Source organism: Chryseobacterium sp. GVT01B (genome assembly GCF_019970045.1).
Taxonomy (GTDB): domain Bacteria; phylum Bacteroidota; class Bacteroidia; order Flavobacteriales; family Weeksellaceae; genus Chryseobacterium.
Genome location: NZ_JAHXYI010000005.1, coordinates 38,881 through 52,354, shown reverse-complemented (window position 1 = coordinate 52,354; position 13,474 = coordinate 38,881). Strand labels below are relative to the sequence as shown.

9 protein-coding genes are annotated in these 13,474 nt (G+C 36.1%); 7 read left to right on the top strand and 2 right to left on the bottom strand.

Features of this window, described 5'->3' with window-relative positions; translation table 11 throughout:
- Positions 1-123 precede the first annotated feature (123 nt).
- On the top strand, positions 124-1,428 hold the full coding sequence (gene argH, locus LC457_RS12665; protein ID WP_223600154.1) for an argininosuccinate lyase: 1,305 nt from the start codon (positions 124-126) through the stop codon (positions 1,426-1,428).
- 438 nt (positions 1,429-1,866) lie between these two features.
- Here the strand turns inward: argH and LC457_RS12660 are convergent, their stop codons facing one another.
- The gene (locus LC457_RS12660; RefSeq protein WP_002980286.1) at positions 1,867-2,328 is read right to left on the bottom strand and encodes an Lrp/AsnC family transcriptional regulator; all 462 of its coding nucleotides are present in this window, start codon (positions 2,326-2,328) and stop codon (positions 1,867-1,869) included.
- A 239-nt stretch (positions 2,329-2,567) separates the two neighbouring features.
- Between LC457_RS12660 and LC457_RS12655 the strand changes: the two genes are divergently transcribed.
- From LC457_RS12655 to LC457_RS12635, 5 genes are all read left to right on the top strand, one after another.
- Positions 2,568-3,458 carry an aspartate carbamoyltransferase catalytic subunit gene (locus LC457_RS12655; RefSeq protein ID WP_262904073.1) on the top strand — a complete coding sequence of 297 codons (891 nt, stop codon included), beginning with the start codon at positions 2,568-2,570 and terminating at the stop codon, positions 3,456-3,458.
- Between the two features lie 96 nt (positions 3,459-3,554).
- A complete protein-coding gene (locus tag LC457_RS12650) occupies positions 3,555-4,628 on the top strand; it encodes a carbamoyl phosphate synthase small subunit (RefSeq protein ID WP_047383633.1) in 1,074 nt (357 codons plus the stop codon).
- A 167-nt stretch (positions 4,629-4,795) separates the two neighbouring features.
- On the top strand, positions 4,796-7,978 hold the full coding sequence (gene carB, locus LC457_RS12645) for a carbamoyl-phosphate synthase large subunit (protein ID WP_223600153.1): 3,183 nt from the start codon (positions 4,796-4,798) through the stop codon (positions 7,976-7,978).
- A gap of 214 nt (positions 7,979-8,192) precedes the next feature.
- Positions 8,193-9,755 carry a rhomboid family intramembrane serine protease gene (locus LC457_RS12640; protein ID WP_223600152.1) on the top strand — a complete coding sequence of 521 codons (1,563 nt, stop codon included), beginning with the start codon at positions 8,193-8,195 and terminating at the stop codon, positions 9,753-9,755.
- Between the two features lie 144 nt (positions 9,756-9,899).
- Entirely contained in the window at positions 9,900-10,400 is a 501-nt protein-coding gene (locus tag LC457_RS12635; protein ID WP_223600151.1) for a hypothetical protein, read from the top strand.
- 121 nt (positions 10,401-10,521) lie between these two features.
- Here the strand turns inward: LC457_RS12635 and LC457_RS12630 are convergent, their stop codons facing one another.
- Positions 10,522-10,923: a nuclear transport factor 2 family protein gene (locus tag LC457_RS12630; RefSeq protein ID WP_223600150.1), complete on the bottom strand. Its 402-nt coding sequence runs from the start codon at positions 10,921-10,923 to the stop codon at positions 10,522-10,524.
- Between the two features lie 219 nt (positions 10,924-11,142).
- Here LC457_RS12630 and LC457_RS12625 point away from each other — a divergent pair, with 219 nt between their 5' ends.
- Positions 11,143-13,293, top strand: coding sequence for a TonB-dependent siderophore receptor (locus LC457_RS12625; RefSeq protein WP_223600148.1), 2,151 nt, complete (start codon positions 11,143-11,145; stop codon positions 13,291-13,293).
- The last annotated feature ends 181 nt before the right edge of the window (positions 13,294-13,474 follow it).

The following is a 13,474-nucleotide window of genomic DNA, read 5'->3' as shown; positions in this document are numbered from 1 at the left end:
GGCATGTCAAAGCCAACAAATATTTTAAATCAGATATTATGAATCACTACCAACGAATTTTTTGGTAATATAACAGATGGAAGTGGTGATTGCATATGATTTAAAAAAAATAAACAATTACATATGAAAAAAATATGGCAGAAGGATAACCTTGCCACCAATATATTAGTCACTCAATTTACCGTTGGGAAAGATCTTGACTTCGACGAGCGTTTGGCAAAATATGATGTCAAAGGTTCTATGGCACATTGCAAAATGTTAGCAGAAACCGGAATTATTTCCCAGGAAGAATCAGAGCAGATGTTATCTGTTTTAAATACTATTTTAAATCAAATTGAAAATGGGACTTTTGAAATTGATAAAGAAGCTGAGGATATCCATTCTCAGGTAGAAGCAATCTTAATTGAAGAATTAGGAGATACAGGAAAGAAAATCCATACCGCAAGATCCAGAAATGATCAGGTTTTATTGGATATTAAGCTGTATTTATTGGATGAGATCCGTGAGATCACAGCTCTTACTGACGAGTTTTTCCAGATTCTGATTCAGTTGGCAGATCAGCATAAAAATGTTCTGCTTCCGGGATATACCCATTTGCAGATTGCGATGCCTTCCTCATTTGGATTGTGGTTCGGAGCTTATGCGGAAGCGCTTTTGGATGATGTGGAAATGTTGTTTTCTGTAAAGAATATAATTAATAAAAATCCATTGGGTTCAGCGGCAGGTTATGGTTCGTCTTTTCCGATTAACCGTGAAAGTACAACCTATAACTTAGGATTCCAGTCGATGAATTACAATTCGGTATATGCTCAGATGACCCGTGGAAAGTCAGAAAAACTACTGGCGATGTCTATGGCAACTTTAGCGGGAACACTTGGAAAATTTGCTTATGATGTATGCTTATATTTGAATCAAAACTTTGATTTTATCAGCTTTCCAAAAGAATTTACTACGGGAAGCAGTATTATGCCTCATAAAAAGAATCCGGATATCTTTGAGCTGGTTCGTGCACGATGCAACAGAATTCAGTCACTTCCGAATGAACTTATTTTATTGACAAATAATCTTCCTTCAGGATATCACAGAGATGTGCAACTGACCAAAGAAATTCTTTTCCCGGCTATTGATTCCCTGAAAGAATGTCTGGAAATTCTAAGCTACACTTTACCTAATATTCAGGTAAAAGACGGGATTCTGGAGGATGAGAAGTACAAATATCTTTTCAGTGTAGAGAAGATCAATGAAGAAGTAAAAAACGGCAGTTCTTTCCGTGATGCTTATGTGAAAGTAGGGCAGGAGATTGAAAACAATGAGTTTGAATTTGAGCCTGGAAATCTTGAACATACCCATCAGGGAAGTATCGGAAATCTTTGTCTGGATAAAATAGAATATCAGTTCAATAAACTGAAAAATAAATTATTGGGTTAGAATCTAAGCCATTAAGGTCATCAGAAACTTAAGCAAAAATCAGTAGAATTTCTAAATTATTTTAGCCTGCTGTCTTTTCGTTGTGGAAGCCTTAATCTTATAAATCTTATCTGCTTAAGTGATCTTAATGGTTAGATTTTACTCCGCTCTTTGAATTTGATGATTGATAAATTGAACCATTAAGGTAGATGAAGACTTTAAGGTTAATTAAGGAAATCTACTGCATAAAATTTTATCGGAGATAAAATCTTTGCGCCTACACCATGAAGTTTATGAATTTCTTTTGCGTCTTTGCGTTTTCTAACAAAATACGAGTTTATTAAAGAAGTTGGTATACGCAAAGGCGCAAAGATAATTATGTGAATTATTTTTAAGTCGCAGGAAATCAAAGATTTTCAGCAAGAAGTTTAAATCAGTTTTGGTTTAAAAAGAGAAGATTTATTCCAGATCAATTTTAAACTTGGTAGATTTTTTCACCTCGTGAAGCACAATTGAGCTGTGGTATTGCCCGATATTAGGAATGTTTGAGATCACATTCACAGCAAATTCATTATACGAATTGATGTCCTTGGCAATGATCTTCAACATATAGTCATACTCTCCGGAAAGACTGATGATTTCCTGTACTTCATCATATTTACCGATGTGGTTCTCAAAAGTTTCCAATACTTTCTTGGATTGTTCTTTGAGACGGACATTACAGTAGACTACAATATTTAAACCCAGTTTTTCACGGTTTAAAAGACCCACATACTTCTGAATGATTCCTTGTTTCTCCAGTTGTTTGATTCGCTCATACGTAGGAGTGAAGGTAAGACCAATTTTTTCGGAAATTTCTTTAACCGATAATGTAGAGTCTTCCTGAATAATGCTGAGAATCATTTTGTCTTTTAAATCCATAAAATAATTTGAGTTGTAACAAAAATATTAATTTTAAATGAGAATAAGGAAATACTGAGGTTTTTAATTTATTTTAAACTTTGTTTTTGTAGGTTCGTAAAATTGTTGTATCTTTGCACCTAATGAATAAAAAAGCATTTATATCATTAGATTTACCGGGCGAAAGCGCCCTTTACGATATTTATTGTTATTAGCGAAGATTGTTGTCTTCGCTTTTTTTATGCCCAAAAATAAGAATTATGTTTACGATTACAGAACTAAGCACCGAGAGAATCAACAGTATACTGACAGAAGCGATGGCTTTTGCGAACGGTAAAACTGCTAAAATTGAAGGAGAAGTTTTTTGCTCAAACCTTTTCTTCGAAGACAGTACAAGAACGAAAACAAGTTTTGATCTTGCAGAAAGAAAACTGGGACTTCAGGTAGTTCCGTTTGATGCATCACACAGTTCGGTAAACAAAGGCGAAAGTCTTTATGATACAGTAAAGACCATTGAAAGTATAGGAGTAAACCTGGTGGTAATCCGCGATAAGAAAGACAGATACTTCGAGGAATTAAAGAATATCAGCATTCCTGTAATCAACGGAGGAGATGGAACAGGAAACCACCCTTCACAATGTATGCTGGATTTACTGACCATTTATCAGGAATTCGGAAAGTTTGAAGGATTGAAAGTAGGAATTGTAGGCGATGTAAAACACAGCCGTGTAGCGAACTCAAATGCGGAGGCTTTAAGGAGATTAGGCGCTAAAGTATACTTCTCAGGACCGGAACAATGGTTTGACGAAGGAGCTTTAATCAACGGAACTTATATGTCGGTAGATGAGCTGATCGGTGAAGTGGATGTTTTAATGCTATTAAGAATCCAACACGAAAGACACGATTCTGCCATGAGTTTTACTGCTTCAGAATACCATAAAAGATATGGTTTGACTAAAGAAAGAGAGCAGTCGATGAAAAAAGAAGCAATCATCATGCACCCGGCTCCCATCAACAGAGGAGTGGAAATAGATTCAGACCTTGTGGAATGCAAGAGATCAAGAATCTTCAAACAAATGCAAAACGGAGTATTCGCAAGAATGGCCATTTTAAAAGAAGCGTTGGAAAGTAAAGGGTATACCTTTAAGTAAGAGCCAGGGTAAAAGTAAGAAGTTAAAAGTTAATGAGTCCCGTAGGGGCGGCCTGTTAATGACATATAAATAAATAATAAGAGATAAAAGTTTAAAATGAAGAAAAAATTAATACTGGAGTCCGGTGAAGTGTTTCATGGAGAAGGTTTCGGAGCAGAATTGGAAACTGCAGGGGAAGTAGTTTTCAATACCGGAATGACAGGGTATCAGGAATTGATTTCTGATCCGTCGTATTGCGGTCAGATTGTTTGTATGACCTATCCGCTTATCGGAAATTATGGTATTAACCGTGATGATTATGAAAGTATTGAGCCGGCAATCAAAGGGCTTATCGTAAAAGAACTTTGCGATCTTCCTTCCAATTTCCGTACTCAGATTACTTTAGATGAACTATTTAAAAAGAAAAACCTTTCAGGAATTTCAGGAATTGATACAAGAAGACTGACAAGAATTCTTCGTAACTATGGAGTTGTAAAAGGGAAAATTGTAAATGCTGACGCTGATGAAGCTGCTGTAGCTTCTGAATTGAAATCAACAAACTTCCCAACCAATCAGGTAGAAGAGGTTTCAACAAAAACGCCTTATGCTAACCCGAACAGAGGTTTCAAAGTAGTATTGGTAGACTTCGGTGCAAAACTGGGTATTATCAGAGAGCTATCTCAAAGAAACTGTGATATCATCGTAGTTTCTCAGGATACTACAGCAGAAGAAATCCTGTTGATGAACCCAGATGGAATTATGTTGTCAAACGGTCCTGGTGACCCTGAAGATGTACCACATGCTTTAGATATGATCAGAGGATTATTAGGAAAAGTTCCAATCTTCGGAATCTGTTTAGGACACCAATTGATCGGTCTTGCTTGCGGAGCAAAAACTTTCAAGCTGAAATTCGGGCACAGAGGAGGAAACCACCCGGTATTGGATTTAGAGAAAAATACAGTAGCCATTACTTCTCAGAACCACGGATATGCGGTAGATCAGGAAAGCTTAAAAGGAACAGACCTTATCGAAACGCACATCGCATTGAATGACAGAACCAACGAAGGATTAAAACACAAAATCCACCCATGTTTCTCAGTTCAGTATCACCCTGAAGCGAGCCCGGGCCCTGAAGATGCAAACTACCTGTTTGATGAGTTCATTCAAATGATGGAAGACTTTAAGAAATAAGACTGCTTTTTGTCATTCAGAACGAAGCAATAGCGAAGTGAAGAATCTCTACAATAAAATTAGATTCCTCGATTCCTCGGAATGACAAAATACAACCGCAAGTCTTATAAAAGTAAAAAAATACGAAGTTTAAGAATTTGATTCTTAACCCCAATTAAAAAAGAAAAATGGCAAAACGTACAGATATAAAAACAATTTTAGTAATCGGTTCAGGACCTATCATCATTGGTCAGGCAGCTGAATTTGATTACGCAGGAACGCAGGCTTGTCTGTCTTTAAAAGAAGAAGGCTACAAGGTAATTTTGATTAACTCAAACCCTGCAACGATCATGACGGATGTGGAAATCGCAGATAAAGTATATATCGAGCCGATTTCATTACAGTTTGTAAGCCACATCATCAGAAAAGAACGTCCGGATGCATTATTACCAACATTGGGAGGCCAGACAGGACTGAACATGGCGGTAGAACTGGAAAAATCAGGAATTCTTGAAGAATGCAAAGTGGAAGTATTGGGAACTAAACTTTCTGCCATCAACAGAGCAGAAGACAGAGACCTTTTCCGTGAGTTGATGAGAGAATTGAATGAGCCGGTTCCGGAATCTGATATCGTAAATACGGTAGAAGGAGCACTTGCTTTTGCAGATGAAATCGGATATCCTGTAATTGTTCGTCCTGCCTTTACAATGGGAGGAACAGGAGGTGGTATTGCTTCCAACGAGGTAGAATTGAAAGAAATTGCCGAATTAGGATTAAAGCACAGCCCGGTTACACAATGTTTGATTGAAAAATCAATCGCTGGTTTCAAAGAAATTGAATATGAAGTAATGCGTGATGCAAACGACAACGCCATTGTGGTTTGTAACATGGAAAATATTGATCCGGTAGGAGTTCATACAGGAGACTCTATCGTAGTAGCTCCTTCTCAGACCCTTTCAGACAGAGAGTATCAGTTATTGAGAAATGCTTCTTTAAAAATCATCAGAGCATTAGGTATCGAAGGAGGATGTAACGTACAGCTTGCTTTGGATCCACACTCTTTTGAATACTATATCATCGAGGTAAACCCTAGAGTATCGCGTTCATCAGCTTTAGCAAGTAAAGCAACAGGATACCCGATTGCAAAAATCGCGGCAAAAATCGCTGTAGGATTGACACTTGATGAAATCATGAACCCGGTAACTGGAAAAACATACGCATGTTTTGAGCCGGCTCTTGACTATGTGGTAACAAAATTCCCAAGATTCCCATTCGATAAATTTGAAACGGCAGACAGAAGACTTTCTACTCAGATGAAAGCTACTGGTGAAGTAATGGCTATCGGAAGAAACCTTGAAGAGTCTTTACAGAAAGCTATCCGTTCATTAGAAACCGGAATCAAGCATTTAGGATTAAAAACAAAACAAGCTGAGGCACTTACTGCTGAGGAAATCGAAAGAAGAATCAGAGTGTGTGATGATGAGAGACTATTCATCATCGGAGATGCTTTAAGAAGAGGATACGACTGGGAACAGATTGTAGAATGGAGTAAAATCGACAAGTTCTTCATCTGGAAACTGAAAAAGTTAGTTGACTTCGAAAAAGTAATCGCTGCCAACAAATTTGATAAAGAGACATTGATTGAAGCGAAGAGATTAGGTTTCGCAGATATCAATATCGCAGTTCTTTGGGATGTAAAAGAACGTGAGGTTTTCAACTTCAGAAAAGAAAACGGAGTAATGCCGGTTTACAAAATGGTAGACACTTGTGCTGCTGAGTTTGAAAGTGAAACGCCTTATTTCTACGGAACTTACGAAGAAGAGAACGAAAGTGTTGTTTCAGACAAAGAAAAAATTATCGTACTAGGTTCCGGACCTATCAGAATCGGGCAGGGAGTTGAGTTTGACTACGCTACTGTTCACTCAGTATGGGCGATCAAAGAAATGGGGTACGAAGCGATTATCATCAACAACAACCCTGAAACAGTTTCTACAGACTTCTCAATCTCAGATAAACTATACTTCGAGCCGCTTACAGAAGAAGATGTAATGAACATCATCGAGCTTGAAAAACCTAAAGGAGTAGTGGTACAGTTCGGAGGGCAGACTGCAATTAACCTTGCAGATAAATTAGCATCTCACGGAGTACAGATCTTAGGAACTTCACTGGAAGACCTTGACAGAGCTGAAAACAGAGATAAATTTGAGAAAGCACTTCAGGAGCTTGGAATTCCTCAGCCAAAAGGAAGAACTTCAACTTCTAAAGAAGAAGCTATAAAAATTGCTAACGAAATCGGTTACCCGGTATTGGTGCGTCCGAGCTACGTTCTTGGAGGTAGAGCAATGGAAATTGTATATGCAGAAGCAGAACTGGCTTACTATATGGAACATGCAGTAGAAGCGAGCCCTGAGCACCCAGTTTTGGTTGACAAATACATGGTAGGAAAAGAGATCGAAGTAGATGCCATCTGCGACGGAGAAACAGTAGTGATTCCGGGAATTATGGAGCACATCGAAAGAGCAGGAGTTCACTCCGGAGACTCTATTGCAGTATATCCGCCGCAAAATATCTCTCAGAGCGAAATTGATACTTTGGTAGACTACACACAAAGACTGGCAAAAGGATTAAAGGTTATCGGATTAATGAACATCCAATACGTTCTTTTTGAAGGAAATGTATATGTAATCGAAGTAAACCCTCGTTCTTCAAGAACAGTTCCTTTCTTATCTAAAATCACAGAAGTTCCGATGGCTAACCTTGCAACAAAGGCAATCTTAGGACAAAAGCTGAAAGATTTAGGATACAAAAACGGATTGGTTCCAAATAAAGAAGGGGTATTTGTGAAAGTACCAGTGTTTTCTTTCTCTAAACTAACGAAAGTTGATATCTCTTTAGGCCCTGAAATGAAGTCTACAGGAGAGGTTATGGGGAAAGATACAACTCTTGAAAAAGCACTTTACAAAGGATTGGTAGCAGCAGGAAGAAAAGTTCCTATGCACGGTTCTATCCTGTTCACAGTAGCAGATAAACACAAAGATGAAGCAGCAGCTCTTGCAGCAAGATTCCATGAAGTAGGATTCAGAATCTGGGCTACAGAAGGTACTGCGAAGTTCTTTGAAGAAAAAGGAATCCCTTGCAAAATCGGATACAAAATCGGTGAAGAAAGTGTAAACCTTATCGACCTGATTCAGAAAGGAAAAGTTCAGTATGTTGTAAATACCACTACAAAAGGTAAGCAGGCAGAAAGAGACGGATTCCAGATCAGAAGAATGAGTGTGGAAAACGGTGTTCCTTGTTTAACTTCAATGGATACAGTAGAAGCAATCCTAAAAGTAATCGAAAGCATGAGCTTCAAAATGGAGACGATGTAATTTCGAACAAAATAAATATGGTAACCCTCATAGATTTAAGAAATCTATGAGGGTTTTTATTTTTAAATTTTTAAGAAATAAGTAACTTTGAAATCTAGTTATTAGAACGGTTAGAAGCTGGACAAAGCTAAAGGGATCTGATAGCTGAACATAATGATAAAGACAAACCCAACAAGAGAAAAATTGAGGACAGTCAGAAATATTGAAAAACAGAATGAAAGATAAACTACAATTTATTTACAAACCATTTTTATTAATTGCATTAGGCTTTATTTTAGTATATACCTTTCTGAATTGGTTACTTTTTATAAAAATAGGTATCCCATTGAAAGAAGATATTGTTGAGTTTTGGCTACCCTTTGGGTTGCCTTTTATCCCAATTTTGATTTGGCTTCAACCAAGGATCAAATTGTTGAAATTTAAGAATGAGAACTCTTCTTTTGTTTATCAGTTCTTAGCTTGTATAGCTATCGCTATTCCGACAATTATTGCTCAAAAATATTTAGCAGCTGCTACAGGAAAGCTGACGAATCTGAATGTCATTTCAGAACTTTCTAAAACAGACAATACAAAATATTATACTCTTAAAAATTATTATATAGATAAGCATCATATTGCAATACAAAATACGGTTTCTACTACAGGAAGAAATAACGAACGTTTTAATATGCTTATTTATGTTACAATGCCAATCTTAGAAAGTGTTTCTGATACGATTAATAAAACCCCCAAATATTGGTTAGGAAAACTCTACTCAGAGCAAATAAGCAATAACCTTTCTGATGAAAAGAAAAAAGAAAAGTATAAGCTATTGGCAGAACGTTCACAGAAAGAATTTGAAAATACAGATTTTCATAAATTCACTTATTTAGAAACTATTGGAAATACAGAGGATCATGATGAATATAATAAAGCTCTTGAAAAAATAGAACAAAATTTATCTCACGATAATATAATTTTTGAAGCAAGAACAGAACCATTTGAAACACGAAATGGAAATAAATTTTCTTGGGTATTAGGTTCTTTTGCAATAGGTGCCCTTGTTTATTTTCTCTTATTGTTGTTTCCTAAATTTAATAAAAATAAATTAGAAAATTTTAAGAAAAAAGGTGTTACGAGAATAGATTCAGACTTAAAGGAGATCCTTGATATATTTATTCCAAAAGAAGGATTTTTTATAACTCCTATTTTATTTGATTTAAATCTACTAGTTTACATATTAATGGTTTTTTCAGGACTAGGATTAGTTTCTTTTAAAAGTGATGACTTGTTAAATTGGGGAGCTAATTTTAAACCATTGACCACTGATAATCAGTGGTGGCGATTGCTGACAAATACATTTCTGCACGGAGGATTAATGCATATTTTCGCAAATATGGTTGGACTATTATTTGTCGGAATTTTCCTTGAACCTTTATTGGGTAGAGGAAAATACTTGTTAATATATTTAATAACAGGCATTATGGCTAGTTTTACAAGTATTTTGTGGTATGATGCAACGGTAAGCGTTGGTGCCTCTGGAGCAATTTTTGGTTTATATGGTTTTTTTCTTGCTTGTATGCTTTTTAAAGTATTTCCTGCGGATTTTAATAAAGCTTTTTTAATCAGTACAATTGTTTTTGTTGGTTTTAACTTGCTTATGGGGTTCACAGGAGGGATTGATAATGCGGCTCACATTGGTGGATTAATGACTGGATTTATTATTGGAATGATTATGTCGGGGCAATTGAAAAAAGAAATTGAGTTCACTGCAGAACATCAAAGCAAAGAAGATTAATATAATTAATTATCAAACGTTTTTATCGAATCAGCTTAAAAATACATGATGTTTACCGAATTATTTATAAATTAGAGCGTTAAAATTCAAGCTGTTATTATTATTTAAAAACTAATAAGAATTCCACCAAATCAAAATATAACCATGGCAGAATATTACGCAAAATCAAGCAATTCTTTATCTTTTGAAGTCACAAAAGAAGAAAAATTAATTGGGAAACTTACTTATACAAGCTGGTTTAAATTTAATGCTGTCATTGAAATTGCTGAGGGTCAGACCTATCAGGTGGAGCCAAAAGGTTTTTGGGGAACTACCATTGAGCTGAAAGACCATGAAAGAGTCCTTTTAAAATTCAGGATGAACTGGAATGGTGAAATCGTGGTACAGACCTATTTTGATGGCGTGAAAAACGGTTATCTCTTTAAACACAGAGGTATTTTTAAAGAATCATTTGTCCTTACCGATCAGGAAGGAGTTGAACTTATGATTATCAAGCCGCATTTAAAATGGACCTCCATGAATTATGAATATCAGATTACAACATCTGATGCCTTTGAAATGTTTCCCGATAAAGAGATTGTTTTAATTAATGCCTTGCATTGTGCTAATTATTACATGTCGATGATGGCTGCTGCCGTGATATAGAAAAGATAATTTTAGATCATAAGAGAAATTATATAAAAGAGCTATCTCAAAAGTCGAATTATTCGACTTTTGTCATTCTGACGAAGGAAGAATCTCATTTACTATCAATAATAGTCCTTAACTACTTATCCAAAGCCTTTGAAACAGCCAAACTGTCTTCCAGCAGTCTGTAGCGCGTAATTTTATTATTTTGAATACGCATCTGAATACAGAATAAAGACTCTACAATACGACCTGTTGCAAGCATTCTCGTTACAAATTCTCCCGTGATAACCGCATTTTCATCATCGTTGAAAATATTTTCGATTTTAGCAGAAATGGGTTCTGTATTTTTCCATAAAAGTTCAAAAGAATCGGATACTTCCTGCCTATTATTTCTTATGCCTAGCCAGGGTGCTTTTTCTTCATCCCCAGGGATATACCAGTCTATAGTATCAGAAAATAGATTAGTTAATTCTTTTAGATTTCTTTCCGAGAGAAACTGAAGAAAGAGCTGAATGATTTCTTGGATATTACGATTCATATTTGAAGATTATAATCAATAATTGAATTTATTAGACCTTATTAATATACGAAAATTTAAGTCTCATATAAGATAAATCAGAAGTTATCTGCTTTTTTATTTTCATTAAATCCCTTTGTTGGTGACTGTTTCAGAGAAATTATTTTTATGACATGTGTCATATTTTTATTTAGAATTAATAAAAATAAATAATTTTGTAGAACTAACTTAATTATAAACATGAAAAAAACAATTATTTCTGCAGCTTTATTAGCCGTAACGATGCTGAGTGCCCAGGAAACAGATACCATTAAAGTGGCTGAAATCCAATCCGTATCCCTCCAGGGAACTCATAATTACAGAACCAAAAAATCGGAATCCATCGCAAGACTTCCTCTTGAAAACCTTGAAAACCCTACTGTTTACAACCTTGTTCCCAAAGAAATCATCAGTGAAATGGGGGCAATGGACTTTAACACAGCAATGGCTTCTGCGCCTGGAGTAGTGGTAAGTAACAGTGTAAACGACAGCGGGAATGATATTTTCATGAGAGGATTCAGTTCCAATGCAAGTTTCAGAAACGGATTGACTCAAAATCCAAGAGTACAGTCCGAAATCGCTAATATTGAAAGAGTAGAAGTAATTAAAGGACCGTCCGGAACCTTATTTGGAGGAACATTAGCCAACTATGGTGGAGTGGTGAATATCGTTACAAAAAAACCACAGGAAAACTTCGGAGGAATTATCAATTATACTACCGGAAGCTGGGGAATGAACAGGATCACGGCAGATGTAAACACCCCTTTGAATAAAGAAAAAACAGCATTGGCAAGATTCAATGTGGCAGCTTATTCTCAGGATTCATTCCAGGATGCCGGTTACAACAAAGGATTGTTCTTCTCTGGAAGTGTTTTATATAAAGTAAGTGACAAAACCACAGTAACACTTGATACCGAGTTTCATGCTCCGGATAAAACATTAAATGCTTATGTAAGAAACTCAGAAAAACTGACCTTACACTCGATGAAGGACCTGGAAGTAGCTTATAAAAGAGCATTTACAAGCAATGATATCGGTTCCAAAAGAACCAATTTTGTAACGATGGCTGAAGTAACCCATAAATTCAATGACCAATGGACTTCAAGAACGTCTTACCAGAGAGGAGAAGCCAATGAAAATGAATCTATATTTTTAGTACTCAGATATCTGAATAATAATCAGGTTGAAAGAATGATTCGTCCTTTTGACAGCTTTAAAGTGACCACAGACAATATCCAGCAGAATTTTACAGGAGATTTTAAAATAGGAGGCTTAAGAAACCGCCTGGTAGTAGGAATAGATTATTTCCAGCAAAGAACAAAATATCAGTTCCCTTACTATGAAGCTAACGGATACAGCAATGTTTTCATGCCATACGATAAAGTTAGCCTTGACAGCTCTTCCGCTTGGGATCCTATTTCAAGAAATAAATTCATGAATAAGGAAAGAAAATCTACAGAATCTGATATTACAACATTCAGAACGATCAGCGGTTATATCTCCAATGTTTTGAATATCACAGACAATTTACTGGTAATGGCAAGTTTGAGAGTAGACAGCTACAAAAATGATGATACGGTTATAAATGGGGTAGAGATTTCTACGAAAAACGGATATCCTGAAAATAAAGTTACGGGATACAGCCAGACCCAGTTTTCTCCAAAATTCGGATTGGTGTATGAAATTGTAAAAGATCAGATTTCATTTTTTGCCAATTACGTAAATGGATTTAAAAACTATGCTCCGTCATTGAATGAAGTCGGTGTATTGACAAAATGGGATCCGGAACAGGGAAATCAGGTTGAAACGGGCTTTAAAGTGGATCTTTTCCATAAAAAATTATTGACAACGGTGAGCTATTATAATATTAATGTTAAAAACCGTCTTGTAGCAGATCCGGGCGGAATAGGAAGCATTCAGGATGGAAATATCAAAAGCCAGGGACTGGAAATAGGGATTATCGCCAATCCTTTCAAAGGATGGAATATCGTTGCCGGATATGGATATAACGATAATAAATATGATGACCGAAGCAAAGACAGCGGAAAAAGAATCGCCTGGACACCAAAACATGTAGCTAATTTATGGACAAGTTACAAGATTGTGGATGGAGCGTATGAAGGTCTTGGTTTCGGAGCTGGATTCAATTTTGTGGATCAAACCTATATCAATATTACCAATCATTTCCTCGCTCCTTCTTATACTACAGTGGGGGCTACGGTTTTCTATGACAAGAAAAAATACAGAATCGGTTTGAAAATGAATAATGCTTTGAATGAAAACTACTGGAACTTCTACGGACAGCCACAGAAGCCAAGAGAAATCCTTGCCAATTTTGCATTTAAATTTTAAAACCTGAAAAACAAAAAATAATCTCGAAAATATAAGGATGAAAACCGCAAAGGTGTAACGCTTTCATTGATAGTAAACAACTGTTTCTGATGCCCTCAAATATGCTAAAGTAAATGGCAGCAGGAATAACTCTTTTCACTTTTCAAACATGCCATTATTATCACCTTGTTGCGCCTTTGCA